The following is a 15,155-nucleotide window of genomic DNA, read 5'->3' as shown; positions in this document are numbered from 1 at the left end:
ACAACAGTCATTTTACCATATAAATCTGGCCATTTTTGTAAAATTAATAACTATTGAATATGTGGGCAGAAAATTTCTTTTCATTCGCTTTTCGGCTCAAGAAGCTTTGAATGCCTTCCGTAGATTGAACGGTAATATCGATTGGTGCATTGGCCGGCAAATATTTTTGAGCTGCATTTTGAATATACTGAGTAAAGCTGATAATTTCTGTTTGACTATAGAACTGGGTAGTAATATCAACGTTCATCCCACTCAATGAACCATCCGTATACTGTGCCTGAGCGGTTACCCCACTCAAATTAGGGAAGAAGCCTTGAATGGTTGATTTAAAGTTATCAAAGGAATCCTCATCATTGGTGCTTGGCCCCTTTTTGTTTGACTGCAATGGGAAAACGTAATTCTTTTGGTTCACTTTGGTCCACTTGGAAATTTTAGTCGCTGAATCATCGTTAAGCGAGTACGCAAAGAAATTCCCGCCAACCAAACTATCATCTGAGGCTGATCGATAAAGCGCAATCACAATTGGAATGTTCTTCAGGGCTTTCTTTTTACGTAACCGCTGCAAAACTTGATTGGCAATTTGTTTACCATGCTGTTCAGCTTCAGCGCTAGAAATCGATGTCTGATAAGTCGGTCCATACTGGGTCTTTTTATAATAATCCACTGAATTAATCGCTAACCCAATAGTCATTGCCGATAATTTCAATGATTTCCCGTTTTGGACCATGAAGTCCTGTTCATCAATCTGAGAGAGATAAATTGGATTCCGCCGAGTCGGGCTGGTCGACTTTGATTTGACCGGGTTAAGCCCCGTTGGGTTAGATTTGGATTTTCTGGCTAACCAATTTTCAACTTGGGAAGTTGATAGATACTGCCCTTCTTGAAAGACATATTTTTTAGTCGAAAATTCTTTCTTAGAAATATTAAGCAAACCATTTTCGAAACCCTTGATATTAAACTGATTAGATTCCTGGGAGACGCTAACACCCCTTGATTTGCTGGTCCGATAACGACCATTCTTAATGACACCTTGATAGTAATCACTGTTGGTTTGGCCAGTTAATTGCGTTTTAGCCTTTGAACCTGAGCTATTTGTATCATTTGAGAGGTTATCGACGCTGCCACAAGCCGCCAACATGAATCCAGACAAGATGATTGAAATGCCCACAAGTGCTTTTTTTAACATGATTCTCCTCCACTGTTACGTCTCATTTGCCATTGCTTCTCGAAAACGCGTCTCATCCCAAATTTCAATTCCAAGATCCTTAGCCTTATCATATTTGCTGCCAGGATCTTGGCCAACCACCACAATGTCGGTTTTTTTAGACACCGAACTGCTGACCGAAGCTCCCTGATTTTCCAGCCACTCAGTAGCATCTGGCCGCGTGATTTCTTGCAGCTTACCTGTCAAGACGACCCTTTTACCGTTAAAAAACGAGTCACTATTTTCTAGTTGCTCATCGCTAACCCCTAAATAATCCATGTTAACGCCAGCTTGCTTGAGTTGTTGAATCAGTGCTTTTGACTGCGGCATTGAAAAATAAGTTACCACGCTATCGGCAATGATCATTCCCATTGTATCAATTTCTGCAATCTCTGGGGCAGAAGCTTCCATAAGCTTATCAATATTTTTAAAACGTTGGGCAATTAGGCGAGCAGCTTTAACGCCAACGTGGCGAATACCAAGGCCATATAAGAGGCGTTCAAAAGAATTGTTTCGACTGGTATCAATTGCAGAAAGTAGGTTAGTAGCCGACTTTTCACCAAACTTGTCTAAGGTTAACAACTGATCAAAGGACAGGTCATATAACCCGGCAACATCGGTTAGCATGTGCTTTTTAAACAATTGGGCAATAATCTTTGGCCCGAGGCCGTCAATATCCATTGCATCCCGAGAAGCAAAGTGGGTAAGCCCTTCCTGTAATTGGGCTGGGCATTGTGGATTAATACACCTTAAAGCAACTTCTTCGTCTAAATGGACGAGCTCAGAGCCACACGAAGGGCACTGAGTTGGAATGGGATAAGGCTGGCTATCCTTTGGCCGTTTTTCAGCAATATATTGAGAGATTTCTGGAATAATATCGCCAGCTTTATGTAACTTAACGGTGTCACCAACTCGAATATCCTTTGCTTCAAGATAATCCGGATTATGAAGTGAAGCCCGGCTCACCGTTGAACCAGCCAATGTCACCGCGTCCATAACAGCTGTCGGCGTCACAACCCCGGTTCGCCCAACGGTCCATTCGATGTCTCGGACAACCGTCTGGACTTCTTCGGGTGGAAACTTAAAAGCAATTGCCCAGCGAGGAACTTTAACGGTTGCCCCAAGCGAGCGTTGTAATGGCAATGAATTAACTTTAATCACAATCCCATCGATCCCATAGGCCAATCCATCTCGAAGCTGTTGGTATTTATCAACGTAAGTATCAATTTCCGTCATTGAATGAGCAACTTGATAACTGGGATTAATCGTAAAGCCCAGCGCTTTGAGTTCCTCTAACAAACCACTTTGGGTATCGGCCTTTAGATCATCATAATCGGCCACGTTGTACATAAATGTACTTAATTTTCGCCGCGCCGTTACTTTAGGATCCAATTGGCGCAAACTGCCCGCCGCCGCGTTTCTCGGATTGGCAAACGGCGCTTGCCCGTTATTTTGCCGTTCTTCGTTTAGTGCTGCAAATGACGCTTTTGGCATGTAACATTCGCCTCGAACTTCAATGTTAATCGGTCGGCTGAGCTTTCGAGGAATTGATTTGATGGTCTTTAAGTTACGAGTAATGTCTTCGCCGATCTGTCCATTTCCCCGCGTTGATCCCTGAACAAAAATGCCATTTTCATACCTCAATGAGACTGCCAAGCCATCAATTTTTAGCTCACAATTGTACTCAAACGGCACTGATTCTGTACTCGTCAGGCGATCAACAAAGTCACCGAGCTCTTCTTTAGAAAAAACATCGCCTAGAGATAACATTGCAATGTCATGTTGAACCTTGGTGAATCCCGGTAGCGTGTGATCCCCCACCTTTTGGGTTGGGGAATCAGGCGTCACAATTTGAGGAAATTTGGTTTCCAGTTCAACTAATTGTTGATAAGTACGATCGTAAACCGCATCTTCAACACTCGGTGAATCATAAGTATAATATTCATCCGCCCATTGATTTAATTGGGACCGTAATTGGGCTGCTTGATCAGCAGCCTGCTTTTCATTAAGTCCTTCAAAAGCCACGATAACACCTTCTGTTAATTGATTTCATTAAGATTCCTGCTTTTTAATGGGGGCGAACGCCGCTAACAGCCGCTTGATCCCCTGTTGTTGAAAGGCAATGTCTAATTCCATGTCTTCGCCAGTCCCGCTGACTTTAACAACCGTTCCCGTTCCCCAAGCCTTATGAGAAACTTTGTCGCCAACTTCCCAAGCCTTCTTATCAGCACCAGTTCCCTTTGGTTTTTGGACAATTTGATCCGGTCGATGATAGGTTGTTGCCGTTGCTCTGGCCGTTCGCCGATCAAAGGGGGTACTAAGTGGGGTGTTTGCTTGTTGTGGATTATCGTAATGGATTAATTCCGGCTTGATTTCATTCACAAAGCGCGATTCCGGGTTATTTTGCCGCCGACCATATAACATTCGTGAATAAGCATTCGTGAGATATAGTTTTTCCTTTGCTCGCGTAATACCAACGTAGGCAAGCCGACGTTCTTCTTGGAGTTCATCCTCATCTTCGCTCGCCCGTGACAATGGAAACAGACCTTCTTCCATTCCCATCAAAAAGACAACTGGAAATTCGAGTCCTTTAGCAGCATGTAAGGTCATCAAAGTCACTTGGGCATTATCTTCTTGTAAATCATCTTGATCAGAGACCAAGGCCAAGTCGCTTAAGAAATTGACTAAATTATCTTGACCAGTGGCCTCAGTATTATCTTCATCGTACTTTTGAGTAACGGAAATAAACTCTTCCAGGTTTTCTAACCGCGTTTGGGATTCTAGCGACTTAGAAGCCTTTAAGCTACTTGAATAACCACTTTTATCAAGTAATTCTTCCGTGAGTTCCGTGATGGTCATCGACGCCATTTGGTTATAAATTTTACGAATCATTTGTTCAAATGTTGAAATCGAGTTTTTAGCCCGCGCAGAAATTTCATTCGCTAAATCAACATTTTGCGCAGCGTCAAGCAAGCTCCAGCCATGATCGTTCGCAAATAATCGAAGCTTTTCAAGGCTGGTTTGACCAATTCCTCGCTTAGGTTCATTAATCACCCGCTCAAAGCTCATTGAGTCATTGGGATTGGCAAGTAGGGTTAAGTACGATAAAATGTCTCGAATTTCTTTTCGATCATAAAACTTGTGCCCGCCAACCATCGTGTATGGAATATTCGACTTTAACAACGTTTCTTCAATCACTCGAGATTGCGCGTTCGTTCGGTATAGGATCGCAAAGCTGCCATAATTGCGGTTGGCCTTTCTCATTTCCTCTTGAATTTTGGCAACAACGTACCTCGCCTCGTCAGTTTCGGTTTGGCCACGATAATAGGAAATTTGATCTCCCTGCGCATTTTCAGTCCAAAGATTTTTGTCTGCCCGATTATCATTATGGGCAATGACCGAATTAGCGGCATCTAAGACTGTCTTAGTTGACCGATAGTTTTGCTCTAATAGCGTTACGTGGGCAGCTGGGTAATCTTTTTTAAAGTTCAAAATATTTTGCATGTTAGCGCCCCGCCAACCATAAATGCTTTGATCAGCGTCACCAACAACGCAAATATTTTGACTTTTCTGAGCTAAAGTATTCACTAATTGATACTGGGCTTCATTGGTATCTTGATACTCATCAACGTGAATGTAGTGGAACTTGTCTTGATAGTAGGCTAAAACATCTTGATGCTGCTCAAACAACTGAATGGTCATCATAATCAAATCATCAAAATCCAAGGATTCATTTTGCCTTAACTCCGATTGATAACGTTCGTAAACGTCAGCCACAATTTGATCGAAGGCACTCACTGCCTGGGCTTTGTAGTCCTTTGGTGTTAGCAAATCATTCTTAGCGTTTGAAATTGAGGAGAGAATCGCCCGTGGGTCAAATTTTTTGGGATCAATATTGAGGTCACGCAACACCCGCTTGACCAACGTTCGCTGCTCACTTGTATCCGCAATGGTGAATGCCCGATTATAACCTAGCAAATCAATGTTTCGTCTTAAAATCCGCACACACAAAGCGTGGAAAGTTGAAACCCAAACATCGTTACCGCTTTCGTCTAATAGTTTAGAAACTCGCTCACGCATTTCTTTAGCGGCTTTATTAGTAAATGTAATTGCCAAAATATGCCACGGCATTACGTGATCATGCTCAATAATATAGGCAATTCGGTGTGTCAAAACGCGTGTTTTGCCACTACCAGCACCAGCCATGATTAAAACCGGCCCTTCAGTATGAACAACGGCGTCTTTTTGGTCTTTATTTAACCCTTTTAATAAATTTTCTTCTGCCACTAAAAATTTCATCCTCTCATATTTATCTCGTCAATTATACCAAAGATTAGCGGCTTTGGCTCCCCACGAAAAACAATAAAAAAAGCCGGAAAATCCGACAATTATTTTTTTTGATATTTAGTTTGATAGTCAATATCCTGCCAAATGCCAGTCGCTTCCAGCTGCATCAGTGTTTCAGAAAGTGAGGTTGTTGGAATTAAAACATTGCCAACTGGTTGATCATCATCGTTAGGCTGATTGCCGTAAATGGTAAAATGCCAATTGCCCTTAATCACCCACTGGGTTTTGACCCGTTGATAATCTTTTTTGCGAATCGTTTGATAAACGGTCGGGGTTGCTGCTTCGATCTTTGTGAGCGGCAAACCGGCAATCGCCCGTATATGCTGCTCAAATTCGTCCACATTGGCAGCATAGTTAAAGACAAAGCCAGCTGGACTTAGCAACGGGGCCACTCGGCTTACATAAATTGAGCCGCTCTTAGCCAAGAAGAGACTCACTTCAAACGTCCCCACGTAATCCAAATTATGGGTGATCTCTTTGGTAATCCGCTTCATTTCTTTATCGACACTGGGATCTAACTGGGGCGGGGTATAAGCCGTCATGAGTTGATTCTGGTGATACATCACTTCAACACTGGGAAAAATAGCTTGCTTCCCATCGGCTGTTCTGGTGACGATCATCGAATAATCAATATCGTGTTCAACGTATGACTCTAAAATATAGGTCCCGGCGTCCAAAAAGCCGGATGCCAAAACGATATCTGCCTGGTTTTTGATCAATAACTCTTTACCATTCAACAGTCCCCGCTGAATGGGCTTTAAGATTGCCGGGTACCCAATCGAATTAATCGCCTGATAAATATCTTCCAAGGTGACGATTGTTGAATATGGCACCATGTTAATGTTGAGGGTTTCAAAGAAGCTCCGCTCAATGACACGATCTTGAATAATATCTAATAACCCATCTTTTTGCGGCACCGAAGTAAATTGAGAAATATACCGAATAATTTCTGAATCGATGAAATCGTCGTCATAGATAACCGCATCACAACGCTCAGCAAACATCTTTAAAGTTTGTTTGTCGTCGAGTGGGCCAATGTATTGATAATCAGCAAGGACCATCGCCTTACTATTCTCATCTGCACTATACATCCCAACTTTAAAGCCCATTTTTTTAGCAGTCATTAAAAGAATCGGCGTACTTGCGCGCTCGCCTAGAATTCCAATTGTCTGCCCTGGATAAAGAACACTTGCTTCTGCCAATTACTTCACTACTTTCATCCTATTATTCTTATTCACAAATCACTCCGAATTGATTGTACTACAACTTCCCTATTCGACAAAAGTCACTTTCTGATTATCCAATGAGGCAATCCTTGCCAAAGATTCTAGGCGGACACCCGTTTTTTCAATCATTGAGCGGCCTTTTTGGAAACTTTTCTCAATCACAATGCCAACACCCGCAACTTCAACGTGAGCAAGCTTCGCAATTTCAAGCAGTCCCTGAACTGCTTGACCATTTGCCAAAAAGTCATCGATGATTAAAATATGATCATCTGGTTGTAGAAACCGTTTGTCGACACTGATATCGTTGCTCACCTGCTTGGTGTAAGAATAAACGTTAGCTGTATAAAGATTATCCGTCAAGGTTAAGCTCTTATGCTTCCGAGCAAAAATTAACGGAACCCCTAGATGCAGGGCGGTCATTAAAGCTGGTGCGATCCCTGATGATTCGACGGTCACGACTTTAGTGATCGTTTCATGCTTAAACAGTTCGGCAAATTCCTCACCAATTTGATCCATTAATTTCGTATCTACCTGGTGATTCAAAAAGTTATCCACTTTCAAGACGTTTCCAGGTAAAACGGTACCGTCCTCGACAATTCGCTTCTTAAGTAACTCCATTACAAAATTCCTTTCTAATCATCATATTGATACAACTGATACTTCTTAATAATCGAAACCAGTTTTTGGGTATAGGTCGGATCGGTTGCATAACCATCCTTTTGAAGCGCATCAGCCGCTTGCATATAGTTGGTCGCAGCTGTTACATCCTGATACTGATTTGGATTCCATTTGGTGCCATACGCTAACAATCTGGCGTGATCAGCCAAAGAATCGTTCCAATCTTGATAAACCTGAAAATGGGCTTTAACAGTCACGTATCGGCCGTTAACAAATTCCTGCGTATCTAAATAGACCGAATCGCTACTGGCGCCAGTCCCTTGAGCTTTGACACCAAATAGATTGTGATACTCGCTTGCAAGTTTGCTAGTTCCCCAATCCGATTCGAGGATTGCCTGTGCCAAAGTGACGCTTGGCAAAACATTGTACTGTCCTTGAAGTCGTTGAGCCTCTGGGGCAAGTTTCTTGATGAATTTTTGATGTTCGACGGCCATTTCAGTATTGTTGTTATCAAGTTTACCAGTATTAGGATAAGGATTCGATAATGATCTAAATCCTAAGATAATCATGAGGCCAAAAAAGATGAGTACCAACATGACAATCGTATTAGACCGTTTCACCCGCCGTCGTTTTCCGTATTTAGCCAATCCAACCTCAAACTTTCTAACTTTAATTAATTTTAACGATAAATGTTCATAAGAGCAATTACTATTTCAGAATTCCCGTCTATCTGAGTAAGGATAATTGACAAATGGCTCAATATCAGTTATGTTATCACTTGACACTTAATTATGGAGATGGAAACCAATGGCTAAAAACACCGAAGTATCAGAAGCCCAATCTAAGTTTCACGTTGGTGATGAGGTTTCATTCAAGATCGAAAGAAAAACGTTTAAAGGTTATATCGATAAGGGATATACCAATTCATTTCTGATTACATTCGAATCAGATGATCCCGAAATCATTGATAAGTACCACAAGAAAGTTGTGATTAACAATCGCCACCTGAAGCTGATTAAAGCGGCGCCTCGCGTTGAAGATGACTCAGATGAAGATGACGAAAAGGATCCCAAGGACACAAAGAAGTCTAATAAAAAATCCTGATCAGTTAGCATGAGGATGAGACAAATTTTGATTTGTTTCATCCTCTTTTTATTGCTGACAATTGTTACGTCCGCCGCTTAATGATTCGATCAAGCGGCGTGGCAATCAAGGGCGTGACGATGCCACTAAAAATGGCTTCGGGCACCCCGTTTGTGCCAACCACTCCAATCAAGTAAGGCAACAGCTTCTCCATGTTAATTTGATACAGCTGTGGCGCTTTTGATTTATAAAACAGATAAATGAGACCAAGCACTAAGACGGTATTTGTTAGCGACCCGAGGACCGCTGCAATCGAAATACTTACTGACTGGCGTTTGAGGCGTTTTTTTAAAGCAACGTATGCCCACCCGGCCACCAGTCCAATCATAATTCGGGGGAAGACTGAAATAATCGGGTTAACAAACACGATTGTCGCCAGTGGGCTGGTTGGCCAGATGTAAGCGCGAATGAAGGTAATGATACCCCACACACCACCAATAATTGCGCCATCCACCGTTCCCAACAGAACGGTCGCAATGACAACGGTGGTTGGAATGATTGTGATTGCAAGTGGCCCAATTGGAATATAACCAATAAGAGGAATAGACGTTTGTAAAATAATAATTGCAATAAACATTGCCAATAAATTAAGTCTCAGGGTATTGTTTCGTTTGGGCAATTTTCTCGCTCCTTTAAATTTATTGGGTTTATTATACAATAACATGTTCTATTCTAGTTTACTGATGTGCTTTAAAGTACCTTTTCAGCCAAATTTTAAGGTAAACTTCAGAATACAAAAAAACACTTCCCGATAAGAAGTGCCTTGAATGCAACGTAAATATTAACGCTTTGAAAATTGTGAAGCCTTACGAGCTTTCTTAAGTCCTGGCTTCTTTCGTTCCTTCATTCGAGCGTCCCGGGTTAATAATCCGGCTCGCTTCAATGGACCACGAAAGTCAGGATCAACAGCCAATAATGCTCGGGCAATTCCGTGACGAGTTGCGCCAGCTTGACCAGAGAATCCGCCACCATTAACGTTAACTAACGTATCATAGTTACCTAAAGTCTCAGTCACGTTAAATGGTTGCACAACAACTTCACGCAAGTTCGCAAATGGAATGTAATCCTCAATTGCTTTATCGTTCATAATAATTTTGCCAGTGCCGGGTACTAAACGTACTCGGGCGACTGAATCTTTACGACGGCCTGTGCCGCTATATTGTACTTGAGCCAATGCGAGTTCCTCCTTAAATTAGGTTAGTGATGTCAAATGCTTCCGGCTTTTGAGCTTGATGATCATGTTCAGGACCTGCATAGACATGTAACTTCAAACCAATCTTATGACCTAATGTTCCATGAGGAAGCATGCCTTTAACTGAAGTTTCGATTAATTTTTCTGGGTTCTTTTCACGAAATTGTCCAGCTGTCTTTTGCTTCAAGCCGCCAATAAAGCGTGAGTGATGATAATAGATTTTTCGAGTATCTTTATGACCAGTCAGTTTAACTTTACTTGCGTTAATGACGATAACGTTATCCCCTGTATCGACGTTCGGGGTAAAAGTCGGCTTATTCTTGCCTCGTAAAATTGATGCAACAACTGATGAAAGTCGTCCTAATGAAACGCCGTCTGCATCAACAACGTACCATTTGCGTTCTACTTCACCAGGTTTTGCCATATATGTTGTACGCACGTTATATTCCTCCATGTTCCTGTGTTTGTTCGACACCAAATAAGATTCCGGGGCTTATCGTGGGGCAAACAATACCAACTAACATAATACAAATTATTTTCGCGAAAGTCAATCGATTTCACAAATTATCGCTGATGCTTTGGTAACTTTGTCGGGTGTTCAGGATCATCACCTTCATAATAGACCCGCTTTAGATACAACCCTGAAGCGGGCATTGTCCGACGAGCTTGGTTTCGATCCCGTACCTTGTATAGTCGGCGAATATCACCTTCAGGTCGCATTCCAGAACCAATTTCAACGACCACCCCCACCATGATTCGAACCATATTATATAAGAAGCCGTTGCCATAAAAGACAAGTTGAATCTCATTGGCCGCCTTGTCAAAGGTTGCATTGGCTTCATAAATCGTTCGAAAATTAGAACGAGCAGTCGAGCCAGAGGCAACAAAACTGGTGAAATCATGTTCACCAATAAAATCAGTCATGGCTGATTGAACTTTGTTAATGTCAATCGGGAAGCGCCAATTACCCGTATAATTCCGCTTGAAAGGGTCTCTAAACTCACCGAGATCCAATCGATAAACGTAGCGCTTGCCGGAAACATCATAGCGGGCATGAAATGTATCCGGCACAATTTCAACTTTTTTAATCTCCATGTCAAGTGGCAATAGGCTGTTAAGGCCGCGGTAAATAGCTTGGGTTGGCAAATCAAACGGAAAATCAAAGTGGACCACTTGCCCTAATGCATGGACGCCAGCATCAGTTCGACCCGATCCATAAACAACAATCGGTGGCTTTGGCTTTTTAGCCATCAGATTCACTTTTTGGGTCAAAACGCCTTCAATCGTTCGTTGGTTTGGCTGGCGCTCAAAGCCGCTAAATAGTGTTCCATCATATGCCAGTGTAACTTTATACCGAATTGTGATCACCTCAATGTTTTCTAATCCATAAAACCAACCCGCCAACCGCTAAAAATGCAAGCCAGCTGATGGTATCTTTTCCTTGCCAACGGTAGACCCGATATTTGCTTCGGTGCTCACTATCTGAAAATCCCCGCGCTTCCATGGCCGTTGACAGGTTTTCCGCGTGATTGATGGCACCTGTAAATAAAGGTACCAAAAGCGGGACAGCAGCTTGAACCCGATGCTTTAAACTGCCAGACCCAAAGTCAACCCCTCGAGACCGCTGGGCATTCAAAATTGTTCCCATTTCGTCCATTAGGGTCGGGACAAACCGCAGCGCGATTGATAACATCAGGGCAAGCGTATCAACAGGAAAATGGATCTTCTTAAGCGGCTTAAGAACCGTTTGAACACCATCGGCAATTGCTAAAGGGGTCGTTGTGAGTGTCAAAACCGTTGAAATCATGATGATTAGCAAAAATCTAATAAAGATATAGCCACCGTTAATCAAGCTTAAATCAGAGATTGAAAACGGCCCCCATTGCCAAAAAACATGACCGCCCGCACTAAAAAGGATCTGCAGACTAACTGTAAAAATGATCAGCCAAATTAGCGGCCGAATTCCTTTAAGAAAAAATGTGATTGATACTCCTGAAAGTAAGACAACGACTATAATCAGCGCAGCTAAAGCGCCATAGGAAGCTAAATTGTTTGCAAAAAAGATGACTACCACAAAGTAGAAACTCAGGGTTAGTTTTGACTGCGGACTCATCTGATGAATCCATGAATTCCCAGGTAAATAGCGGCCAAAAAGGAAGTTATTCATTCATACTGTCTCCCTTCGCTACAAGTTCAGCAATCCGATCAGCAAGTTGATTGACCGTTAACGGCAGCTTACCCATAGGGATGCCAGCGTCAATTAATCTTTGCGCAAATTCAGTACTGCTTGGTAAGTTTAATTGCCTCTCATATACCCATTCAGGATCTGCAAAAATTTGAGCCGGCGATCCAGTCTTTACAATTTTGCCCCGATCCATGACAATGACTTGAGAAGCGTAATTCACAACGTCATCCATCTGATGTGTTACTAGAATGATCGTCATTTGATCGTGATCATGCAGGCGCTGAGCCAAGGTCATCATTTCTTTGTGACCCTGAGGATCTAATCCAGCAGTTGGTTCATCTAAGATTAGGATTTCTGGTCTCATCGCCAAAACCCCAGCAATGGCAACCCGCCGCATTTGCCCACCCGAAAGGTCGAACGGGGACTTTTCAGCTAATGATTGATCTAAGCCAACTAGATTCATTGCATCAACAGCAGCATGCTTGGCATCCGCCTCGCTCACCCCATAATTCTTTGGGCCAAACATAATATCCTTAATCACCGTCTCTTCAAATAATTGCTTTTCAGGAAATTGAAAAACCATGCCAACATGGCGGCGAAATTCTTTCAAATTTTTGTTAGTAGTTGTCGGCGTGATCAGCTTATCATGCACTTTAATTGTTCCTTGAGTTGGCTTTAACAAGGCATTAATGTGTTGGACCAGTGTCGACTTACCACTCCCTGTGTGCCCAATGATGGCCGTAAATGAATTTTCGGCAATCGTCACCGAAACATCATTAAGTGCGTCTTGGGCATAAGGGGTTTTGGCTTGGTACGTATGGGTTACGTGGTCGAAACTAATTGCTTGATCCATGTGATTAACTCCTCGCTATTCAAGTATTCCTTAGCTGCATGAACGCTTCGCTTCGATAATGCCGCAATCAATTGGGAAGTGTAAGGAACATCCAAGCCAATTTGTTCAAGTCGTTTGGGATGTTTGAAAATTTGGGCTGGCGTATCCTCATCAATTTTTTGCCCCTTATTGATAATAACAACCCGGTCTGCGCCAGCGGCTTCGTCAATATCATGGGTAATCGAAATAACCGTCAAGTGATTCTTCTCCTTGATCTGCCGAACTAAGTTTAAGATATCCTGGCGTCCACGTGGATCCAGCATACTCGTTGCTTCATCCAAAATAATAATTTCTGGACTTAACGCAATAATACCGGCAATCGCTACTCGTTGCTTTTGACCACCAGATAAATTAGCCGGGATTCGGTCTCGAAATTCCCACATATTTACACTCTTTAAACTTTGCTTAACAATATCATGCATCTTTTGGCGATCAACTTGTCGATTTTCCAGCCCAAACGCAACGTCGTCCTCAACCGTGGCCCCAACAAATTGGTCTTCTGGATTTTGAAAGACCATGCCAATCTTATTACGAATTTTCAGAACATTGGCATCATTAACTGGCATCCCAGCTACCAAAATTTGACCTTTGGTTAAGACGTTGAGGCCATCAATTAACCTAGCCAGCGTGCTTTTACCGCTACCGTTTTGCCCAATAAGTGCCAGCCACTCGCCTTGATGAACATCGAGTGATAGCCCATCAAATAAGCGTGGCTGGTTGGAATAATTGAATGAAATGTTTTGAATTTGAATAATGTCTTTCATTGATGCGTTCCTCATGATTTAACTGCTCAACTCAATAGATTTATGTACAAAAAAATCACTTACAGGAGATCAGTGCGTGAGCGAAACCTCACATTCAAACTAGACTAGGAAAGATTCCACCATCATAGCGTTCTATACCAATAACCTGAGTGATTCTCGTGAAAATATGTGATTGAACTAAAGACGGTTAGTCAACTAATTCAAGGATAACCATTGGTGCACCATCACCACGACGAGGCATGGTCTTTAAAATGCGAGTGTAGCCACCATTACGATCAGCATACTTAGTAGCTAATTCACCGAAAGTTTTTTGCAATGCAGTAGTAACGGTAATATCATCACCGTCTTCTTTAACATCAGCAACAACGTCTCGAATAAATGCAGCAGCTTGACGACGAGCATGCAAGTCACCGCGCTTACCAAGTGAAATCATCTTATCGGCAGTGGAACGAACTTCTTTAGCCTTTGCTTCCGTTGTTACAATTTGACCATGAATTAACAAATCAGTGGTTAAATTACGAAGCAATGAACGCCGATGAGCGCTGCTACGCTGTAATTTCCGATAACTCATAATTTAGATGTCCTCCTTTTTAATTTATTAGTCTTCTTTACGAAGTGAAAGGCCTAATGCAGCTAATTTTTCTTTGACCTCTTCAAGTGACTTACGACCTAAATTACGAACTTTCATCATGTCCGCTTCAGTCTTTTCAGTCAGTTCTTGAACAGTGTTAATACCGGCACGCTTAAGACAATTATATGAACGAACAGATAAGTCCAATTCTTCAATTGTCATTTCCAGCATTTTTTCTTTGTGGGTCTCTTCTTTTTCAACCATAATTTCGGTGTTTTTAGCTTCATCAGTTAAATCAACGAACATTTCAAGATGTTCAGTTAAAATCTTAGCTGCTAAACTAACCGCTTCGCTTGGCGTTATAGACCCATCAGTCCAAACATCCAAAGTAAGCTTATCGAAATCATCACGTTGGCCAACCCGGGTGCTTTCAACTTGATAGTTGACACGTTCGATTGGGGTATAAATTGAATCAACCGGAAGAACGCCAATCGGCATCTCAGAACTACGCTTCTTATTTTCGACAGCTGAAACGTAACCTCGACCCTTATTGGCAGTTAAGCGCATGTGAAAGGTAGCACCATCGGCAACAGTAGCGATGTGTAAATCTGGATTCAAAACAGTTACATCACTATCACCTTGGATATCACCGGCAGTAACATCAGCAGGACCAATGACGTCAATTTCTAAATTCTCTTCTTCATCTTCTGGCCCATCTAATTTCAAAGAAATTTTCTTAACATTCAAGATAATCTGGGTAACATCTTCAACGACACCCTTAATGGTTGAAAATTCATGAAGAACATCATCAATTTGAATACTCGTAACTGCAGCACCAGGGAGTGATGACAATAGGGTTCGTCGTAGTGAATTACCAAGGGTAGTCCCATAGCCACGTTCAAGTGGTTCAACAACGACTTCACCATAGTTCTTAGTCTCTTCTATCTTATGAATGTTAGGCTTTTCAAATTCAATCATTCTTATCATTAACCCCTTTCAAAACGCGTGAGTCT

Annotated in this window: 16 protein-coding genes; 1 reads left to right on the top strand and 15 read right to left on the bottom strand. The window is 42.1% G+C overall.

Going from position 1 to position 15,155, the window contains the following annotated elements; translation table 11 throughout:
• Nucleotides 1-43: 43 nt before the first annotated feature.
• The 6 genes from YK48G_RS10550 to YK48G_RS10525 form a co-directional block, all read right to left on the bottom strand.
• Nucleotides 44-1,186 (bottom strand): CamS family sex pheromone protein, encoded by a 1,143-nt coding sequence (locus YK48G_RS10550; protein ID WP_203630658.1) that lies wholly within the window; start codon nt 1,184-1,186, stop codon nt 44-46.
• 15 nt (nt 1,187-1,201) lie between these two features.
• Entirely contained in the window at nt 1,202-3,229 is a 2,028-nt protein-coding gene (gene ligA, locus YK48G_RS10545) for an NAD-dependent DNA ligase LigA (protein WP_203630657.1), read from the bottom strand.
• 27 nt (nt 3,230-3,256) lie between these two features.
• Nucleotides 3,257-5,491, bottom strand: coding sequence for a DNA helicase PcrA (pcrA, locus tag YK48G_RS10540; RefSeq protein WP_203630656.1), 2,235 nt, complete (start codon nt 5,489-5,491; stop codon nt 3,257-3,259).
• Between the two features lie 101 nt (nt 5,492-5,592).
• Nucleotides 5,593-6,753, bottom strand: a complete 1,161-nt coding sequence (locus YK48G_RS10535) for an ATP-grasp domain-containing protein (protein ID WP_203630655.1) — start codon at nt 6,751-6,753, stop codon at nt 5,593-5,595.
• A 69-nt stretch (nt 6,754-6,822) separates the two neighbouring features.
• Nucleotides 6,823-7,395, bottom strand: coding sequence for a xanthine phosphoribosyltransferase (locus YK48G_RS10530; protein WP_203630654.1), 573 nt, complete (start codon nt 7,393-7,395; stop codon nt 6,823-6,825).
• Between the two features lie 14 nt (nt 7,396-7,409).
• Nucleotides 7,410-8,042: a glycoside hydrolase family 73 protein gene (locus YK48G_RS10525; RefSeq protein WP_505744175.1), complete on the bottom strand. Its 633-nt coding sequence runs from the start codon at nt 8,040-8,042 to the stop codon at nt 7,410-7,412.
• A 160-nt stretch (nt 8,043-8,202) separates the two neighbouring features.
• On the opposite strand from YK48G_RS10525, the gene YK48G_RS10520 reads away from it, so the two are divergent.
• On the top strand, nt 8,203-8,499 hold the full coding sequence (locus YK48G_RS10520; protein ID WP_203630653.1) for a DUF2187 domain-containing protein: 297 nt from the start codon (nt 8,203-8,205) through the stop codon (nt 8,497-8,499).
• A gap of 64 nt (nt 8,500-8,563) precedes the next feature.
• Here the strand turns inward: YK48G_RS10520 and YK48G_RS10515 are convergent, their stop codons facing one another.
• The 9 genes from YK48G_RS10515 to YK48G_RS10475 form a co-directional block, all read right to left on the bottom strand.
• A complete protein-coding gene (locus YK48G_RS10515; RefSeq protein WP_203630652.1) occupies nt 8,564-9,157 on the bottom strand; it encodes an ECF transporter S component in 594 nt (197 codons plus the stop codon).
• Between the two features lie 162 nt (nt 9,158-9,319).
• A complete protein-coding gene (rpsI, locus tag YK48G_RS10510; protein ID WP_008855771.1) occupies nt 9,320-9,712 on the bottom strand; it encodes a 30S ribosomal protein S9 in 393 nt (130 codons plus the stop codon).
• Between the two features lie 13 nt (nt 9,713-9,725).
• Nucleotides 9,726-10,169 (bottom strand): 50S ribosomal protein L13, encoded by a 444-nt coding sequence (gene rplM, locus YK48G_RS10505; protein WP_203630651.1) that lies wholly within the window; start codon nt 10,167-10,169, stop codon nt 9,726-9,728.
• A gap of 125 nt (nt 10,170-10,294) precedes the next feature.
• A complete protein-coding gene (gene truA, locus YK48G_RS10500; RefSeq protein WP_308440181.1) occupies nt 10,295-11,089 on the bottom strand; it encodes a tRNA pseudouridine(38-40) synthase TruA in 795 nt (264 codons plus the stop codon).
• A 10-nt stretch (nt 11,090-11,099) separates the two neighbouring features.
• The gene (locus YK48G_RS10495) at nt 11,100-11,897 is read right to left on the bottom strand and encodes an energy-coupling factor transporter transmembrane component T family protein (protein WP_203630649.1); all 798 of its coding nucleotides are present in this window, start codon (nt 11,895-11,897) and stop codon (nt 11,100-11,102) included.
• Nucleotides 11,890-12,768 carry an energy-coupling factor ABC transporter ATP-binding protein gene (locus YK48G_RS10490; protein ID WP_203630648.1) on the bottom strand — a complete coding sequence of 293 codons (879 nt, stop codon included), beginning with the start codon at nt 12,766-12,768 and terminating at the stop codon, nt 11,890-11,892. Before YK48G_RS10490 ends, YK48G_RS10495 begins: the two co-directional genes overlap by 8 nt.
• On the bottom strand, nt 12,738-13,571 hold the full coding sequence (locus tag YK48G_RS10485; RefSeq protein WP_203630647.1) for an energy-coupling factor transporter ATPase: 834 nt from the start codon (nt 13,569-13,571) through the stop codon (nt 12,738-12,740). The genes YK48G_RS10490 and YK48G_RS10485 overlap by 31 nt, the downstream gene beginning before the upstream one ends.
• 187 nt (nt 13,572-13,758) lie before the next feature.
• Complete coding sequence (gene rplQ / locus YK48G_RS10480) at nt 13,759-14,142, bottom strand: 50S ribosomal protein L17 (RefSeq protein ID WP_203630646.1); 384 nt, start codon at nt 14,140-14,142, stop codon at nt 13,759-13,761.
• 27 nt (nt 14,143-14,169) lie between these two features.
• Nucleotides 14,170-15,120, bottom strand: coding sequence for a DNA-directed RNA polymerase subunit alpha (locus tag YK48G_RS10475; protein WP_056949308.1), 951 nt, complete (start codon nt 15,118-15,120; stop codon nt 14,170-14,172).
• Nucleotides 15,121-15,155 lie beyond the last annotated feature (35 nt).

The sequence above is a fragment of the Lentilactobacillus fungorum genome, from assembly GCF_016860605.1.
Lineage (GTDB): Bacteria > Bacillota > Bacilli > Lactobacillales > Lactobacillaceae > Lentilactobacillus > Lentilactobacillus fungorum.
This window is presented reverse-complemented; position numbering and strand designations above follow the sequence as displayed.